Source organism: Micromonospora sp. BQ11 (assembly GCF_052068135.1).
Lineage (GTDB): Bacteria > Actinomycetota > Actinomycetes > Mycobacteriales > Micromonosporaceae > Micromonospora.
In genome coordinates, this window is record NZ_JBQHDB010000006.1 from 183,483 (window position 1) to 199,931 (window position 16,449).

At 72.2% G+C, this 16,449-nt stretch carries 16 protein-coding genes; 9 read left to right on the top strand and 7 right to left on the bottom strand.

Features of this window, described 5'->3' with window-relative positions; translation table 11 throughout:
• The first annotated feature begins 39 nt into the window (after positions 1-39).
• From mshA to ACTMSW_RS15145, 3 genes are all read left to right on the top strand, one after another.
• Positions 40-1,389, top strand: coding sequence for a D-inositol-3-phosphate glycosyltransferase (gene mshA, locus ACTMSW_RS15135; RefSeq protein WP_441181245.1), 1,350 nt, complete (start codon positions 40-42; stop codon positions 1,387-1,389).
• A 131-nt stretch (positions 1,390-1,520) separates the two neighbouring features.
• Positions 1,521-2,048, top strand: a complete 528-nt coding sequence (locus ACTMSW_RS15140; RefSeq protein WP_441181246.1) for a YbjN domain-containing protein — start codon at positions 1,521-1,523, stop codon at positions 2,046-2,048.
• Between the two features lie 79 nt (positions 2,049-2,127).
• Positions 2,128-3,066 carry a hypothetical protein gene (locus ACTMSW_RS15145; protein WP_441181247.1) on the top strand — a complete coding sequence of 313 codons (939 nt, stop codon included), beginning with the start codon at positions 2,128-2,130 and terminating at the stop codon, positions 3,064-3,066.
• Positions 3,067-3,452: 386 nt separating this feature from the next.
• Here the strand turns inward: ACTMSW_RS15145 and ACTMSW_RS15150 are convergent, their stop codons facing one another.
• Positions 3,453-4,745, bottom strand: a complete 1,293-nt coding sequence (locus ACTMSW_RS15150) for an MFS transporter (protein WP_441181248.1) — start codon at positions 4,743-4,745, stop codon at positions 3,453-3,455.
• A 96-nt stretch (positions 4,746-4,841) separates the two neighbouring features.
• The gene (locus ACTMSW_RS15155; protein ID WP_441181249.1) at positions 4,842-6,191 is read right to left on the bottom strand and encodes an MDR family MFS transporter; all 1,350 of its coding nucleotides are present in this window, start codon (positions 6,189-6,191) and stop codon (positions 4,842-4,844) included.
• A gap of 152 nt (positions 6,192-6,343) precedes the next feature.
• On the opposite strand from ACTMSW_RS15155, the gene ACTMSW_RS15160 reads away from it, so the two are divergent.
• On the top strand, positions 6,344-7,111 hold the full coding sequence (locus ACTMSW_RS15160; RefSeq protein ID WP_441181250.1) for a phosphoglyceromutase: 768 nt from the start codon (positions 6,344-6,346) through the stop codon (positions 7,109-7,111).
• Between the two features lie 69 nt (positions 7,112-7,180).
• Here the strand turns inward: ACTMSW_RS15160 and phoU are convergent, their stop codons facing one another.
• On the bottom strand, positions 7,181-7,828 hold the full coding sequence (gene phoU / locus ACTMSW_RS15165; RefSeq protein WP_441181251.1) for a phosphate signaling complex protein PhoU: 648 nt from the start codon (positions 7,826-7,828) through the stop codon (positions 7,181-7,183).
• 202 nt (positions 7,829-8,030) lie between these two features.
• Here phoU and ACTMSW_RS15170 point away from each other — a divergent pair, with 202 nt between their 5' ends.
• Positions 8,031-9,320 carry a sensor histidine kinase gene (locus tag ACTMSW_RS15170; RefSeq protein WP_441181252.1) on the top strand — a complete coding sequence of 430 codons (1,290 nt, stop codon included), beginning with the start codon at positions 8,031-8,033 and terminating at the stop codon, positions 9,318-9,320.
• Positions 9,321-9,342: 22 nt separating this feature from the next.
• On the top strand, positions 9,343-10,026 hold the full coding sequence (locus tag ACTMSW_RS15175; protein ID WP_441181253.1) for a response regulator: 684 nt from the start codon (positions 9,343-9,345) through the stop codon (positions 10,024-10,026).
• Between the two features lie 512 nt (positions 10,027-10,538).
• On the opposite strand, the gene ACTMSW_RS15180 is transcribed toward ACTMSW_RS15175, so the two are convergent.
• Positions 10,539-11,348: a hypothetical protein gene (locus tag ACTMSW_RS15180; protein WP_441181254.1), complete on the bottom strand. Its 810-nt coding sequence runs from the start codon at positions 11,346-11,348 to the stop codon at positions 10,539-10,541.
• Positions 11,349-11,421: 73 nt separating this feature from the next.
• Here ACTMSW_RS15180 and ACTMSW_RS15185 point away from each other — a divergent pair, with 73 nt between their 5' ends.
• Both ACTMSW_RS15185 and ACTMSW_RS15190 read left to right on the top strand, forming a co-directional pair.
• Positions 11,422-12,366 (top strand): Ppx/GppA phosphatase family protein, encoded by a 945-nt coding sequence (locus ACTMSW_RS15185; protein WP_441181255.1) that lies wholly within the window; start codon positions 11,422-11,424, stop codon positions 12,364-12,366.
• A 74-nt stretch (positions 12,367-12,440) separates the two neighbouring features.
• Positions 12,441-13,247 (top strand): sugar phosphate isomerase/epimerase family protein, encoded by an 807-nt coding sequence (locus ACTMSW_RS15190; RefSeq protein ID WP_441181256.1) that lies wholly within the window; start codon positions 12,441-12,443, stop codon positions 13,245-13,247.
• Positions 13,248-13,298: 51 nt separating this feature from the next.
• On the opposite strand, the gene ACTMSW_RS15195 is transcribed toward ACTMSW_RS15190, so the two are convergent.
• Genes ACTMSW_RS15195 through ACTMSW_RS15205 form a run of 3 tightly spaced genes read right to left on the bottom strand, consistent with a single transcriptional unit; the run spans position 13,299 to position 15,340 of the window.
• Complete coding sequence (locus tag ACTMSW_RS15195) at positions 13,299-13,880, bottom strand: CGNR zinc finger domain-containing protein (protein ID WP_441181257.1); 582 nt, start codon at positions 13,878-13,880, stop codon at positions 13,299-13,301.
• A 19-nt stretch (positions 13,881-13,899) separates the two neighbouring features.
• Positions 13,900-15,066 (bottom strand): glutathionylspermidine synthase family protein, encoded by a 1,167-nt coding sequence (locus ACTMSW_RS15200; protein ID WP_441181258.1) that lies wholly within the window; start codon positions 15,064-15,066, stop codon positions 13,900-13,902.
• A 1-nt stretch (position 15,067) separates the two neighbouring features.
• The gene (locus tag ACTMSW_RS15205; RefSeq protein ID WP_441181259.1) at positions 15,068-15,340 is read right to left on the bottom strand and encodes a hypothetical protein; all 273 of its coding nucleotides are present in this window, start codon (positions 15,338-15,340) and stop codon (positions 15,068-15,070) included.
• A gap of 173 nt (positions 15,341-15,513) precedes the next feature.
• On the opposite strand from ACTMSW_RS15205, the gene ACTMSW_RS15210 reads away from it, so the two are divergent.
• Entirely contained in the window at positions 15,514-16,434 is a 921-nt protein-coding gene (locus tag ACTMSW_RS15210; RefSeq protein ID WP_441181260.1) for a proline dehydrogenase family protein, read from the top strand.
• The last annotated feature ends 15 nt before the right edge of the window (positions 16,435-16,449 follow it).

A 16,449-nucleotide genomic window follows, 5' to 3' on the forward strand; every position in this document is an offset into this window, starting at 1 on the left:
GTCGTGCGGACGGCAACAACCGTGACAGAAGGAGCGGACGTGGCGGAGATGCACACCGGTGTCGGTCGTCAGCGAGGTGCCCAGCCGTGGCCCCGCCCCCGCCGCATCGCCACCCTGTCGGTGCACACCAGTCCCCTGCACCAGCCGGGCACCGGGGACGCCGGTGGGATGAACGTCTACATCCTGGAGGTCGCGCGCCGGCTCGCCCAGGCCGGCGTGGAGGTCGACATCTTCACCCGGGCCACGTCCGGTGACCTTCCCCCGGTGGTCGAGATGGCACCCGGCGTGCAGGTCCGGCACATCACCTCCGGTCCCCTCGAAGGGCTGACCAAGGAGGAGCTGCCCGGCCAGCTCTGCGCGTTCACCGCCGGGGTGCTGCGGGCCGAGGCGTCCCGCCCGCCGGGCCACTACGACCTGATCCACTCCCACTACTGGCTCTCCGGCCAGGTCGGCTGGCTGGCCAAGGAGCGCTGGGGCGTACCGCTGGTGCACACCGCGCACACCCTCGCCAAGGTGAAGAACGCGCAGCTCGCGGCCGGCGACCGGCCCGAGCCGAAGGCCCGCGTCATCGGCGAGGAGCAGGTCGTCGCGGAGGCGGACCGGCTGGTCGCCAACACCAAGGTGGAGGCCGGGGACCTGATCGAGCGGTACGACGCCGACCCGACCCGGGTCGCCGTGGTCGAGCCCGGGGTGGACCTGGACCGCTTCTGCCCCGCGCCCGGAGACCGGGACCGGGCCCGGGTCGTCGCGCGCCGCCGGCTCGGCCTGCCGGAGACCGGCCACGTGGTGGCCTTCGTCGGTCGGATCCAGCCCCTGAAGGCGCCCGACGTGCTGATCCGGGCGGTCGCGGCGCTGCGCGACCGGGCCCCGGCGCTCGTCGACGACCTCACGGTGGTCGTGTGCGGGGGCCCCAGCGGCAGCGGCCTCGACCGGCCCACCGCCCTGATGGAACTCGCCTCCTCGCTGGGGGTGGCCGACCGGGTGCGTCTCCTGCCGCCGCTCACCGGCGACGACCTGCCCGCCCTGTACCGGGCGGCGGACCTGGTCGCGGTTCCGTCGTACAACGAGAGCTTCGGCCTGGTCGCCCTGGAGGCCCAGGCCTGCGGTACGCCGGTGGTGGCCGCCGCCGTGGGCGGTCTGGTGACCGCCGTACGCGACGGGGCCAGCGGCGTCCTGGTCGACGGCCACGACCCGGTCGACTGGGCCCGTACGCTCGGCGGCCTGCTGCCCGACCGGGCCCGCCGCGCCGAACTGGCCCGGGGGGCGGAACGGCACGCCCGCCACTTCTCCTGGGACCGTACGGTCTCCGGTCTCCTCGCCGTGTACGGCGAGGCGGTCGCCGGGCACCGCACCCGACTCGCCTCGGAACTCGCCGGCTGCTCCTGGTGACGGTGTAAGGAAGGGCCCCCGCTTAACGCCTGCGGTAGAGGAAGGGCCCCCGCTTAACAAGCCCGCACCCCGGGTCGGCGCCCGCCCCGGCCGTCCGGTGTCCGGGCGGCGGCGGCCGTAGAGTGGGTGCGATGAGCGGGAAGACTGATCTTGCGGCCCTGATCGAGTCGGTCTGCGACGAGCGGGAACTGGCCTGGGAGTCCACCGGGCCGGGGTCGTACGCGGTCACCCTGCCGGGCACCCACAAGCTCAAGACGGTCTGCAACCTGATCGTCGGCGAGCACGCGTTGCGGGTCGAGGCGTTCGTGATGCGCCAGCCGGACGAGCGGCGTGAGGAGCTGTGGGCGTGGCTGCTCCAGCGCAACGCCCGCATGTACGGGGTCTCGTTCTCCATCGACGCGGTGGGTGACGTCTACCTGACCGGGCGGGTGAACCCGGCGGGTGTCGACGCCGAGGAACTGGACCGCCTGCTCGGTGCCGTCCTCACGTACGCCGACGAGTCGTTCGACACGATGCTGGAGATCGGCTTCGGCAGCTCGATCCGCCGGGAGTGGGAGTGGCGGGTCAAGCGCGGCGAGTCCACCGCCAACCTCGCCGCCTTCGCTCATCTCTTCGAACCGTCGACCGGGTCGGCGGGCGGAGGTTCGGACCGGCCCTGACGGGTATGCCGCACCGCGCGGTGCGGCACTGGGACCCGCCGCGCGCCGAGGACGGACTGTCGAGGAGCGTGAGCGTCCCATGGCTCAGCAGCGAAGCAGCTCAGGTCGCGGCGGGACTGCGACCAGGACGAAACAGCAGGCGGGCAACCAGACGGCGAACACGCCGGACATCTCCGAGTCCGCGATCTCCCGGATGAAGGTCGACGAGATCCGGGGGCAGCTGCGCCGGCACGGCGTCTCCGGCACCTCCGCCCTGCGCAAACCGGACCTGGTGCAGCAGCTCGTGCGAACCCTGCGGGCGGAGCAGCGCGGCGGGGCGGGGCGGAAGGCCACCGGTCCCGCCGGACGTGCCGGGGGGACCCGTGCGTCGGCCGGTCGGGCCGCCACGACGAAGAAGGCGGCCACGAAGAAGGCCGCCGAGAAGAAGGCCGCCGCGCCGAGCCGGGCGAAGGCGGCCCCCGCGAACAAGACCGCGCCGGCGAAGAAGGCCACGAAGAAGGCGGCGGCGAAGAAGACCGCCGGGCCCGCCAAGGCGACGGCGGCCCGGAAGGCCGCGCCGGCGACGACCACCGCCAAGGCGGCGCCCGCGAAGAAGGCGGCGCCGTCGCGGGCCCGCTCCACGGGCGGGGGTACGGCGACAGCCGGCGGTGTGCGCGCCGGCCGGAGCTCGTCCCGCTCGGTCCGATCGTCGCAGGTCATCTCGTCGCCGCAGGACCGTCCGGAGCGGCCCGGCCGCAGCCTCGTCACCACCAACCACGACGTGATCCGGCGCTGGGCGCAGGAGCGGGGTGCCACGCCGGCGACGATCAGCGGCACCGAGCGGGAGGGCCGGGCCGGCGTGCTCACCTTCAACATGCCCGGTTACCGCGAGAGCAGCCGGATCCGGGAGATCACCTGGGACGAGTGGTTCGGGACCTTCGACCAGCGGAAGCTGAACCTGATCTACCAGGAGCAGCTGCGCAACGGTCGGCCCAGCAACTTCTTCCGGACGGAGTCACCCGACCGGGAGGACGCCTGAGTGTTTGCGGGAATGGGCGACGGGTAAGCGCTGTTGGCCACAGACGAGCCCGACATACGGCGACAGAGGTGCCCGGACCACCGGTTGCTGTGACCGGCGAGACACCCGGCCAGGTTGAATCCGTAATCCCGGGCGAACTAACTTTATTGCACCGCGCCACGCTCGGAACCGTTCGGGGGAGCGGGGGATCGATCAGATCCGTGCACGAGCGGGGTGCGGGGGACGGGTGGACCAGCACCGTTGGGGGACGGTGGCCACCTGTTTGGACCGGCGGCGTGAGCGGGCGACGCTTACGGGGGTGAGTGCCGCCCGCCGCCGCCGGTCATACGGTGCGGACGCCCGTCACGACCTCGGTCGTGATGGGCGTTTCGCATGTCCGGCCGTCGTCAGTTCTCGCCGGCCAGGGCCGGCTCCCGAGCCTCCGTCGTGGCTCGGCGCAGCGCGGCCACGCGGCGCTCGCGGGCGGGACCGGTGACCAGGTGGCCGACGGCGGCGAGGAACCCCAGTCCGCCGACGATGAGCCAGTGCCGCTCACCGAGGTACTGAAGGCTGACGCCGCCCAGGGTGGGCGCCACGAACGACGCCACCGGGAAGGCGAGGTAGAAGACCGACTGGTACCGCGCACGCAGCTCCGGCGGTGCCAGGTCGGCGTTGATCTGCGCGTTGGGCGGCGCGGCGAGCATCTGACCGACCGTCCACACCACCGCCGCGGCCAGGTAGACCACCAGCGAGTCGGCGAACGCCAGGGCGGTGAAGCCGACGCCGAGCAGCGCCGTGGAGACGGCCAGTACCCGGTCCCGGCGGTGCCCGTCGATCAGCCGGGGCACGAAGAGTTGCCCGAGCACGATCAGCACGCCGCCGAGCGCCACCACCGCCCCGTACGCCGAGGGGCGCAACCCGTCGTCCCGCATCGCCAGCGGCATGATCGTGGACGTCTGGAGGGTCAGGACCGCCAGCACGAGGGTCAGCCCGACGAAGGTCAGGAAGGTGCGGTCGGTCAGCGCCGTGCGCAGCCCCGGTGGTCGGGGACCGTCCGCCCTGCGGACCCGTACCGTGCCGCGGGCGCGGATCCTGAGGCGGCCACGGCCCCCGGCCAGCGTCTCGGGCACCTTGACGGCGATCACCACGGCGGCGGCCAGCGTCGCCACCGCGTCCACGAGGAACAGGGCCACGAAGCTCGCCTCGGCCAGCACGCCGGCCAGCAGGGAGGCGACCGCCATGCCCAGGTTGAACGCCCAGAACTGGAGGTTGAAGGCGCGGGAGCGGCGCCGCTCGGGCACCACGTCGACGATGGCCGCGACGAAGGCGGGGCTCGGCATCGAGTGGGCCACCCCGACCAGGGCGGCGAGGACCGCGATCACCACCAGGTGCCGGCTGAACGCGAGCGCGACCATCAACACGGCGGTGACCAGGTGGGCGGCCAGCAGTGTGGCCCGCCGGCCCCATCGGTCGGCGAGTACGCCCCCGAGCAGCACCCCGGCCGCCCCGCCGACCCCGTACGCCCCGACCACCGTCCCGGCCAGCGACTCGGAGGCTCCGCGCGCCTCGGTCAGGTAGAGCGACAGGAAGAGCATGGCGAACGCGCCGGCCCGGTTGATCAGCAGGCCGGCCCAGAGGTACCAGAAGATGGCGGGCAACCCGCCGGCGGTGTCGTCCCACCAGTGCCGCAGGCTCCGCACCCGTCCCCCTGACAGTTCAGTTTCCTAACTGATCGATTCCCGACGGTAGGAAGCCCAACCCTCCGAGCGCCAGGGTGTCCCGCGTCACTCGAGAGGTCAGTGCGCGGTCGTCGCCGGGGAGGGGCGGGTGGCCGGCAGGGGCTCCGCCGGAGCGGTGGCCGCCGCCTCGGCCGCCTCTGGTGCCGGCGGATCGAGGGCGACCGCCGGAACGACCGGCGCGGTGGGCGTACGCAGGGCGATGGCCCGTCGTTCGCGGGCCGGCCCGGAGACCAGGTGCGCCACCGCCACCAGGCCGCCGACCACCGCGCAGCCCAGCCAGAGCGCGGCGTTGCTGCTCTGTTCGCGCACCAGGCCGCCGAGGACCGGAGCGGTGGCGCCGGCGACCTGCCAGGACAGCGAGAAGACGCCCTGGTAGCGACCGCGCAGCGCGGCGGGGGACAGCTCGGCGATGAGGGTCGCGTTGGAGGGCGAGTTGAGCATCTCGCCGAGGGTCCAGATCAGCACGGTCACGCCGTAGAACCAGGCGGTCTCGGCGAAGGCGGTGAGGCCGAAGCCGACCCCCATGACGACCGCGGCCAGGGCGAGCACGTGGGATCGGCTGCGACCGCGGATGAGCCGGGGTACGAAGAGTTGGCCGGCCACGATCAGGATGCCGTTGAGCGCGATGACCGAGCCGTAGGTGGTCGGGGAGAGCCCGGACTCGCCCATCGCGATCGGCAGCATCGAGATGTGCTGGAGGAACACCAGCGCGGAGAACAGGTTGAGCACGACGAAGCCCAGGAACACCCGGTCCGCCAGGATCGTACGCAGGGCTCCGGCGGGTGCCGGGCCGCCCTTGCGGGCGGCGGTGGCGGTGGCCCGCCGGGTCTCGCCGACCCGGAAGAAGATGATCAGCGCGGTGGTGAGCGTGGTGGCCGCGTCGACCGCGAAGAGCAGCAGGTAGCCGACCTCGGCGGCCAGGCCGGCCAGGATCGCCGCGCAGGCGAACCCGAGGTTGATCGCCCAGTAGTTCAGCGAGAACGCGCGCAGCCGGTCCTTCTCCGGGACGACGTCGATCATCATCGCCCCGAACGCCGGCCGCGCCGCCTCGGCGAACGTGCCGAGCAGGAACGCGCCGAGCGCCACCGCCCAGAGCGGCCGGGCGAAGCCGAGGGCGAGCATCATGGTGGCCGCGCCCAGATGGGCGGTGAGCAGGGTCGGCCGCCGGCCCCACCGGTCGGTCAGGGTGCCGCCGACGGTGGTGCCGATGGCGCCGCCGACGCCCCACAGGCCGAGCACCAGGCCGGCCTGGGTGGCGGAGAAGCCGCGCTCCAGGGTCAGGTAGATCGCGAGGAAGACCAGGACGAACGAGCCAAGGCGGTTGATCAGGGTGCCGGCCCAGAGGTACCAGAAGGTCGTCGGTAACCCTCCGGTGGTGTCCCGGAACCAACCCCGCATCGTCCGCACGTCGGCGCCCCCCGCTCCCCGTAATGACCGGCATGATTGCAGCGCCTTACAACCTAGTGAACGGCCGGAGCGGTGGTCATCGGGTTTTCCACGTGGTGGTCGTCACGACCCTTCCCGCGTACCCGGTGCCGGGTTGGGGCAGGATGATCGGCATGACTGCGAGCGAAGGGCCCACCGTCGGGACGCTGGTCCTGCTGCGGCACGGCGAGAGCGACTGGAACGCGAAGAACCTCTTCACCGGCTGGGTCGACGTCGACCTGACCGAGAAGGGGGAGAACGAGGCACGGCGCGGCGGCGAACTGCTCCGCGAGCACGCCCTCACGCCGGACGTCGTGCACACCAGCGTCATGCGGCGCGCGATCCGCACCGCCGAGCTGGCGCTGAACGCCGCCGACCGCCACTGGATCGCGGTGCGCCGGTCGTGGCGGCTCAACGAGCGGCACTACGGCGCGCTGCAGGGCAAGAACAAGAAGCAGACCCTGGAGGAGTACGGCGAGGAGCAGTTCATGCTCTGGCGCCGCTCGTACGACACCCCGCCGCCGCCGATCGACGACAACGACGAGTTCTCCCAGGTCGGAGACCCGCGGTACGCGCTGCTGCCGTCCGAGCTGATGCCTCGGACGGAGTGCCTGAAGGACGTCGTCGAGCGGATGCTGCCGTACTGGTACGACTCGATCGTGCCGGACATCCTGGCCGGCCGGACCGTGCTGGTGGCCGCCCACGGCAACTCGCTGCGGGCGCTGGTCAAGCACCTGGACCAGATCAGCGACGAGGCGATCGCCAAGCTGAACATCCCGACCGGCATTCCGCTGCGCTACGACCTGGACCCGCACCTGCGTCCGCTCACGCTGGGCGGCACCTATCTCGACCCGGCTGCCGCCAAGGCTGCCGCCGCCGCGGTGGCCAACCAGGGCCGCTGAGCGACGTCCAACTGAAAGGAAGGGCCCCTTGTTAACGCCTGGCGTTAACAAGGGGCCCTTCCTTTCACGTCAGTTGGCGGGGGTCTCGCCGGTGATCAGGTAGACGACGTGCTCGCCCGCGTTCACCGCGTGGTCGGCGAAGCGCTCGTAGAAGCGGCCGAGCAGCGTCCCGTCGATCGCCGTCTCCACCCCGTACGGCCAGTCGTCGCCGAGCAGCACCCCGAACAGGCTCTTGTGTAGGTCGTCCATGGTGTCGTCGTCACGGTCCAGCTCGGCGGCGAGGTCGGCGTCGGGCTTGGCGAGGACCGACGCGATCTTGCCGCCCATCCGGTCGGCGATGTTCGCCATGTCGGTGAAGATCGGCCGCAGCTCGGCCGGCACCGCCGGCGAGGGGTGCCGCCGCAGCGCGGTCTTCGCGACGTGGTCGGCCAGGTCGCCCATCCGCTCCAGATCGGCGGCGACGTGCAGAGCGGTGATCATCGCGCGCAGGTCGGAGGCGACCGGGGCCTGACGGGCGAGCAGGTCGCAGACCCGCTCTTCGACGTGCCGGTAGAGGCCGTCGATCTCGGCGTCCCGTTCGATGACCGACTCAGCCGCCTGCCGGTCGGCGGCGAGCAGGGCGCGGGTGGCGTTCCGCATCGCGGCCCGGACCCCCTCCGCCATGTCCACCAGTAGTTGGCTGACGATCTGCAGATCGGCCCGGAACTCGTCGCGCATGGTCACGTCCTGTGGTCGGTGGTCGCCGGCCGAGGAGGCCGACGATGGGAGCAGGTGCGCAGCCAACGGTAGGTCGGGTGGGCGGACCCGAGATTAACCACGGTGAACGACGCCGGACGTGACAGTGAACATTCCCGGAAGCGAGAGTGGTTCGTCCCGTTCTGGGCGGTAGCCAGGTTAACAATGACCCTACGATCGCCGGGTGGAATGGGCGGTGACGGTCGCTGTGGCCGTGGGTGTGGTGGCCGGGCTGGCGGCCGGGGTGCTGCTGTCCCGGTTCCTCTCGACACCGCGTGGCCGCACCACCGCAACGGGGAGCCGCCGGTCCGGCTTCCTCTGGAACGCAGGGAGGCGCGCGATCGCCGAGGATCCGCAGTCCGGGCTGGGTCGCCGGACGATCGACTCGCTCCGGGCGGGTGTCGTCGTGCTCGACCCCGACGACGTGCCCCTCGTGGTCAACCCGGCCGCGCGGGCCATGGGCCTGCTCCGCACCGGTGCGACACCGGGCTCGATGATCGCCCACCCGTTGATCCGTACGCTCGCCGGGCAGGTCCGCCGCACCGGCGTGCGCCGCGAGATCGAGCTGGACCTGCCGCGGGGCCGCGACAACGCCGGTGAGAACCCGCTCGGGGTGCACCTGCGTGCCATGGGGCTGGGCGCCGGCTACATCGCGGTGGAAGCGGCCGACGTGACCGAGTCGCACCGGCTGGCCCGGGTGCGTCGCGACTTCGTGGCCAACGTCAGCCACGAGCTGAAGACCCCGATCGGCGCCCTGCAACTGCTCGCCGAGGCACTGCTGGACGCTACCGAGCCGGCCGGCGAGGGGCAGCCGGACCTCTCCGAAGACGTGGTCGCCGCCCGCCGGTTCGCCGAGCGGATCCAGCACGAGTCGACCCGCCTGGGGAGGCTGGTGCAGGAGTTGCTGGAGCTGACCCGGCTCCAAGGGGCCGAGCCGCAGCCGGCCCCGGAGCCGGTGGCGGTCGACTGGGTGCTCGCCGAGGTCGTCGACCGCACGCGCACCAGCGCCAGCGCCCGCCGGATCGACGTGGCCGTGGACGTCGAGCGGGGGCTGACCGTGTACGGCAGCGACACCCAGCTCGCCACGGCGGTGGCGAATCTGGTCGAGAACGCCGTCAACTACTCGGGCGAGGACACCACGGTCCGGATCACCGCGCGCTCCGAGGGCGAGCACGTCACGATCGCCGTCACCGACCAGGGCATCGGCATCGCCCCGACCGACGTGGACCGGATCTTCGAGCGCTTCTACCGCGCCGACCAGGCGCGGTCCCGATCCACCGGCGGTACGGGCCTCGGCCTCGCCATCGTCAAGCACATCGCCAGCAACCATGGCGGAAGGGTGGAGGTGTCGAGCACTCTTGGTGGTGGGTCGACGTTCACCCTCCGGCTGCCCGCGCGTCCGCCGGACGACCTCCTGGCGACACTGCCCTCCGCTGGGATCGAGGCCGGTCCGGCCGAGCTCCGGCAGGTCTGACAGCAATGGAAAGGAAACCCCGTTGAGCCGCGTTCTGGTGGTCGAGGACGAGGAGTCGTTCTCCGACGCCCTGTCGTACATGCTCCGCAAGGAGGGCTTCGAGGTGTCCGTCGCCGCGACGGGTCCCTCCGCTCTCACCGAGTTCGACCGGACCGGCGCCGACATCGTGCTGCTCGACCTGATGCTGCCCGAGATGTCGGGCACGGAGGTGTGCCGGCAGCTCCGGCAACGCTCGCACGTGCCGATCATCATGGTCACCGCCCGGGACAGCGAGATCGACAAGGTGGTCGGCCTCGAGATCGGTGCCGACGACTACGTCACCAAGCCCTACTCGCCGCGTGAGCTGGTCGCCCGGATCCGGGCGGTGCTGCGTCGGCAGACTGCCGACGTGGCCGAGTCCGGGGCGCCGACCCTGGCCGCCGGCCCGGTACGGATGGACATCGAGCGCCACGTGGTGACGGTGGACGGCGCCGCCGTCCAGCTGCCGCTCAAGGAGTTCGAGCTGCTGGAGCTGCTGCTGCGCAACGCCGGCCGGGTGCTCACCCGGGGTCAGCTCATCGACCGGGTCTGGGGCGCCGACTACGTCGGCGACACCAAGACCCTCGACGTGCACGTCAAGCGGCTGCGCTCCAAGATCGAGCCGGAGCCGTCTGCGCCGCGCTTCATCGTCACCGTCCGTGGTCTGGGTTACAAGTTCGAGCCGTGACCTGACGTACGCGAGAGGGGCCCGCGCCGGTCGCGCGGGCCCCTCCGTCGTCTCAGCGAACGATCCTGACGTTGCGCATGCCGTTGCCGGCGGGCGGCGTGCTGGACGGCGATCCCGGAGGCCGCCAGGCGCAGCGCCCGTGCCCTGGTCGACGCCGCCCTGGCCTGGGCGGCCTTTCGACGCCGCTGGACTGACTACCGAAGGTAGTCGGAAGTGTTCTCCGGATTGATGTGACGCTCGGTGACGTGCGCTGCGGCGACGCATGAGCTCGCTCCGGCCCTTTGCTCTGCTTATCTATACGCACCAGTGAGCTGAACAGGGATTTCCTTCAGGAGCAAGAGCTGGCATCGGCGGCGCGGAAGTGACGCAGCGTGCCCGGCGCGTATAGGGCAGCAGAGCAAAGCGGCCAGCGGGCACATTGGCCCGCTGACAGCGGTGTCACTCCCCGTGACGATCAGTCGTGGAGATCCCGCGGCTGGCGGCGCGCGGTCAGGCAGCGCGCGGTCAGGCGGTCAGGCGGGGTCGGCGGGGTGTGGGGCGACCAGGCCCTGCCGCAGTCGCGCACCGCACATCTCGGCCAGCTTCGCGTACGCGGGGGCGCCGATGAGCGCCGTCAGCTCCGGGCCGTAGGAGACGTACATCGGGTCGGCGCCGACGTGCGCGTCGGTCGACGAGGTGCACCACCAGTTCAGGTCGTGCCCGCCGGCACCCCAGCCCCGGCGGTCGAACTCGCTCAGCGTGGACACCAGCACCTTCGTATTGTCCGGCCGCTTGACCCACTCCTGGTCCCGGCGGACGGGCAACTGCCAGCAGACGTCCGGCTTGTACTCCAGCGGGTGCACCCCGTCGCGCAGCGCCTGGGCGTGCAGGGCGCAGCCGGCGCCGGCGGGGAAGTCGGCGTCGTTGAGGAAGACACACGGGCCGTCGTCGGCCTGCGTCGCCGTACGCCGGGCCGACGTCTTGCCGTCGAGCGTGTCCTCCTCGGTCCAGTTCTTGAAGCCCCGGCGGTGGTGCTGCCAGGTGGCCGGGGTCAGGCGCCGCGCCGCGGCGCGGACCCGCTTCTCGTCGTCGGCGTCCGTGAAGAAGGCGCCGTGCGAACAGCAGCCGTCCTCGGCACGCCCCTCGACGATGCCGTGGCAGCCCCGGCCGAAGATGCACGTCCAGCGGGACAGCAGCCAGGTGAGGTCGGCCCGGACCACGTGCGTCTCGTCGGCCGGGTCCGCGAACTCGATCCACTCCCGGGGGAAGTCCAGCGTGACCTCGCGACTGCGGGGGTCCGCCGGGTCGTCCACGAGCACACGAAGTTCGCTCTGCCCTGTCACCCGGCCAGCGTACGCGCGGAGTCCCTCCCGGGCTGACGAGCCGACGAAACGTGTTGGCCCTAGTGTCTTCGGCATGCGACTGGGAGTCCTCGACGTCGGTTCCAACACGGTGCACCTACTGGTGGTCGACGCCCACCGGGGCGCGCACCCCTGGCCGGCGCACTCCGAGAAGGTGGTGCTGCGCCTCGCCGAGCAGATCGGCCCGGACGGCGCGCTGACCGAGGCGGGTGCCGACGGCCTGGTCAAGGCGGTGGGCATGGCCAGGGCGGCGGCCGCCGGCCTCGAGGCGGACGACCTGCTCGCGTTCGCCACGTCCGCCGTGCGCGACGCCACCAACGCGGGCGAGGTGCTCGCGCGGGTGCGGGAGGAGTCCGGCGTACGCCTGGAGGTCCTCTCCGGCTCGGACGAGGCGCGGATGACCTTCCTCGCGGTGCGACGGTGGTTCGGCTGGTCCGCCGGGAGGCTGCTGGTGCTCGACATCGGCGGCGGCTCGCTGGAGCTGGCGGCCGGGATCGACGAGTACCCGGACGTCGCGGCGTCGCTGCCGCTCGGCGCCGGCCGGCTGACCCGGGACCGGCTCCGGGTGACTCCGGAGACCACGACGCCGCCGTCGGCCCGGGCCGTCGAGGAACTGCGCGAGTACGTGGACGACCTGCTCGACCCGGTCGTCACGCGGCTGACCGAGGTGGGCTGGGAGCGACCGGTCGTCACCTCCAAGACGTTCCGCACGCTGGCCCGGCTGGCCGGGGCGGCACCGTCGAGCGCCGGGCTCTGGGCCCGGCGGCAGCTGACCCGCGCCGGGCTGCGGCAGGTGCTCGGCTTCATCCGGCACATCCCTCCGGCGCAGCTGGCCGAGCTGGAGGGCGTCAGCGTCGGCCGCGCGCATCAGGTGCTCGCCGGCGCGGTCGTCGCCGAGGCGGTGATGAACCGCCTCGACATCGACGCCGTGGACGTCTGCCCCTGGGCACTGCGGGAGGGCGTGATCCTGAGCCGGCTGGACCAGCTCGCCCCGGTGTGACCTCACGCGCCGTGTGGGCGCTTTGCGGGTACTCGTCCTGATGCCTCCGCGCGGCGCCCGCTACCCTCGACGGTGTGACTTCCCGCGTCCCGGTGCTCCTGTCCACGTCCTCGGTCTTTCCCGAACGGACCGCGGCGGCGTTCCAGATGGCCGCGGCGCTCGGCTACGACGGCGTCGAGGTGATGGTCTGGACCGACGCCGTCAGCCAGGACGTCGGGGCCCTCCGGGGCCTCGCCGCGCACTACGGCGTGCCGGTGCTCTCTGTCCACGCCCCCTGTTTGCTGGTCACCCAGCGGGTCTGGAGCCCCGACCCCTGGGAGCGGCTGCGCCGCTCGGCCGAGATGGCCGAGACGCTGGGCGCCCCGACCGTCGTGGTGCATCCGCCCTTCACCTGGCAGCGGGACTACGCCCGCACCTTCTCGGAAGGGCTGGCGGAGGCCGAGGAACGCTTCGACGGGCTGCGCTTCCCGGTGGAGAACATGTACCCGGTCCGGATGGCCGGCCGGCAGTTCGTGCCGTACGTCCCCGGGTGGGATCCGACCGAGGCCGGTTACGCCTCGTACACGCTGGACCTGTCGCACTGTGCGGCGTCCCACACCGACTCGATCGTCATGGCCGACCGGATGGGCGCCGGCCTCGCGCACGTGCACCTCGGTGACGGCACCGGGGAGGGGCGCGACGAGCACCTGGTGCCGGGGCGGGGCAACCAGCCCTGCGCCGAGCTGCTCCGCTCGCTGGCCGGGCGCGGCTTCACCGGCTCGGTCGCCGTGGAGGTCTCCACCCGAGGCGCCAAGAGCCGCGCGGTTCGCGAGGCGGACCTGCGGGAGGCGTTGGAGTTCGCCCGCCAGCACCTCGGCACCCCGTCCCCGGTCGACGCCTGACCGACGACGGACCCGGTCGACGCCGCCGGCGCCGACCGGGTGGGACCGACGTCAGCTGACCGGGCTGAGGGACTCCGCCGGAGCGGCCTGCGCGGCGACGACCTGCTCGCCGACGGCGGCCCGCTTGCGGGCGCGGTGGGCGGCGACGTGGGAGCGGGTGGCACAGCGCTCCGAGCAGAACCGGCGGCAGCAGTTCGACGAGGTGTCCAGGTAGACGTTCCCGCAGCGCTCGTCGGCGCAGACGCCGAACCGGGCGCTGCCGTACTCGCAGAGCCACACCGACAGCCCCCAGACCGCGCCGGCCAGGTACTCCGCGCTCACCGACGCCCCCCGGCTGGTCACGTGCATGTGCCAGTCGCTGGAGTCGTGCCCGGAGATGCGCGGCTGCACGGGGAACGCCTCGAGCAGCGCATTGAGCTCGATCACCGCCTGGCCGTCCCGCCCGGAGGTGCCGAACTCGAAGACGTCACGCAGGCGCTTCTGCGCCCGCCGGAAGATCGCCAGGTCCCGCTCCGACACCTCGTCCCGCATCCACTCGCTGGCGTCCGGGAAGAGGGCCCGCAGGTCGTCGAGGTCGTCCAGGCGGGCATTGACGAGGTCAACGCCGGTCCGGGCGTACGCGTCGAAGTTCACGCCCCCAACGGTAGACGACTCACGGCGTACGCGGCGCGTCGATGTAGTGCGGCAGGAACCGCGCGTAGCCGTCGGTGATGAGGCTTTCGCTCTCCCGCACCCCGGCACCCGCCGACTCACCGTCGACGATCCAGCTGCCCAGCACCATGCGGCTGCCGGCGAACTCGGGCAGGGCCCGGAACTCCTGGTAGCACCAGCCCTCGTCGCCGTAGATCCCCGGGTTGACGATCTCCGTTCCGCCGGTGACGATCCGCACCGACCCGCCCTCCCGACCGAGCAGCGGCTTGGCCACGTACTCGGGCATTCCCCGGGGCGAGTCCAGGTACGCCGGCAGCAGCAGCTCGTGCCCCGGGTACAGCTCCCAGAGCACCGCGAGCAGCGCCTTGTTGGACAGCAGCAGCTTCCACGCCGGCTCGATCCAGGTGGTCGGGGTGCCCGGGTCCAGTGCCGGCCGTCCGTACGGCTCGGCGATCATCCACTCCCAGGGGTAGAGCTTGAAGCAGGTGGTGACCGGCGCGTCCGCCGCGTCGACGAACCGCCGGCCGTCCCAGCCGACCTCCTGGATCGGCAGCAGCTCCACGTCCAGCCCGGCCTGGCGGGCGGTCTCGGCCAGGTAACCGGCGGTCATGTGGTCCTCGCCGGACTCCTCCTCGCTCGACCAGACCACGTGCACCCGCCGGTCGTGCAGGCCGGCCCCGATCTTGGCCCAGGTGCCCACCAGGCGCTCGTGGATGCTGTTCCACTGGTCCGCCTCGGGGTGGGTGTCCTCCAGCCAGTACCACTGCACGATGCTCGCCTCGACCAGCGCGGTCGGGGTGTCGGCGTTGTACTCCAGCATCTTCGGCGGCCAGGTGCCGTCGTACCAGAGGTCGAAGCGGCCGTAGAGGGTCGGCGGCGCCTCCCGCAGCGACCGGGCGACCGCCTCGGCGGCCCAGGCCGGGATGCCGAACTCCGCGTACCGGCCGCGGGCCACCACGTGCTCGGCAGCGGCCACCGACATCCGGTGCAGCTCCTCGGTGGCCTCCTCGAGCCGGAGCACCTCGTCCAGGTCGAACACGTACGCCGCGGTCTCGTCCCAGTACGACATGATCCCGCCGTCGGGCAGCTCGGTGTCCACGTACACCAGGCCCTGGGAGCGGATCGTGGCGTCCCAGTCCGGGCGGGGGCCGACCGTCTCGCGGCGCACCTCAGCCGCCGCAGGCGGCGAGGTGGGTCCCGAAGCCGCCACGGTCCGGCAGCGCCGCGTCGGCGGACCGGTCGTCCACGCCGGCGGCGACGGCGACCGGGGGCTCGCGCAGCGCGAGGGCGACGGTGTCGCCGCCCCCCACCGGGCCGAGCGCGCAGTCGTCATCGTCGTCGTCGGAGGACATGTTGCAGCCGGAGAGGGCCAGCGCCAGCGCGGTGAGGGCGCCGAGCTGCACGGAGGCCGACCGGAGCCGGCGGTGGGAATGTGCGGTCACGACTTGGTTGTAACCGATGAACGCCATTCCCCGCGTCCCCCACCCGTGCAAGGAAGGGCCCCTTCTTAACGTCTGGAGTGGTGAAAGGGCCCCCTGTTAACACTGGGCCGGGGCACCGCCCGGACCCGGCCGCCGCCCGGCGGAGCGCTCGGGGAGGGCGTTACGCTCGGTTCATGCTCCGTTCCGTCATCCTCGCCGCCTCCCGGTCATCCCAGGTCGAGCGGCTCGTCGCGACGGCCCCGTACACCCGGGACGTCGTCCGCCGGTTCGTCGCCGGCGCCAAGACCGACGACGCGTTGCGCGCGACCCGCGAACTCGTCGACGACGGTCTCGCGGTCACCCTCGACAACCTCGGCGAGGACACCGTCACCCCTGACCAGGCCAACGCCATCCGCGACGAGTACCTGCGGCTGCTGGCCAAGCTCTCCGGCGCGGGTCTGACCCCCGCCGCGGAGGTGAGCGTGAAGCTGTCCGCGCTCGGGCAGATGTTCGACGAGCAGCTCGCGTACGACAACGCTCGGGCGATCTGCGCGGCGGCCGACGAGGCGGGTACCACGGTCACCCTGGACATGGAGGACCACACCACCACCGACTCGACCCTCGACATCCTGGCCAAGCTGCGCAAGGACTTCCCGTCGACCGGTGCCGTGCTCCAGGCGTACCTGCGGCGCACCGAGTCGGACTGCCGCGAGCTGGCGACGGTCGGGTCCCGCGTGCGGCTGTGCAAGGGCGCGTACAAGGAGCCCGAGTCGGTGGCGTACCAGTCGGCCCGCGAGGTGGACAAGTCGTACGTCCGTTGCCTGAACATCCTGATGTCCGGCGAGGGCTACCCGATGCTGGCCACCCACGACCCGCGCCTGATCGCCATCGGCGAGGACCGGGCCCGCTGGTTCGACCGCGGGCCGGACAGCTTCGAGTTCCAGATGCTGTACGGCATCCGGCCCGAGGAGCAGGCCCGCCTGGTGGGCGAGGGCTACACCGTGCGTACCTACGTCCCGTACGGCGACGAGTGGTACGGCTACCTCATGCGCCGCCTCGCCGAGCGCCCCGCCAACCTCGTCTTCTTCGGTCGGGCCCTGATCTCCAAGAAGTAGGTCAGGAATTCGACC

Bases quoted from the DNA above. Each gene is read 5' to 3' on its own strand.
- ACTMSW_RS15140 (WP_441181246.1), top strand. From the start codon at position 1,521: ATGAGCGGGAAGACTGATCTTGCGGCCCTGATCGAGTCGGTCTGCGAC.
- ACTMSW_RS15160 (WP_441181250.1), top strand. From the start codon at position 6,344: ATGACTGCGAGCGAAGGGCCCACCGTCGGGACGCTGGTCCTGCTGCGG.
- ACTMSW_RS15210 (WP_441181260.1), top strand. From the start codon at position 15,514: ATGCTCCGTTCCGTCATCCTCGCCGCCTCCCGGTCATCCCAGGTCGAG.
- phoU (WP_441181251.1), bottom strand. From the start codon at position 7,828: ATGCGCGACGAGTTCCGGGCCGATCTGCAGATCGTCAGCCAACTACTG.
- ACTMSW_RS15145 (WP_441181247.1), top strand. From the start codon at position 2,128: ATGGCTCAGCAGCGAAGCAGCTCAGGTCGCGGCGGGACTGCGACCAGG.
- ACTMSW_RS15185 (WP_441181255.1), top strand. From the start codon at position 11,422: ATGCGACTGGGAGTCCTCGACGTCGGTTCCAACACGGTGCACCTACTG.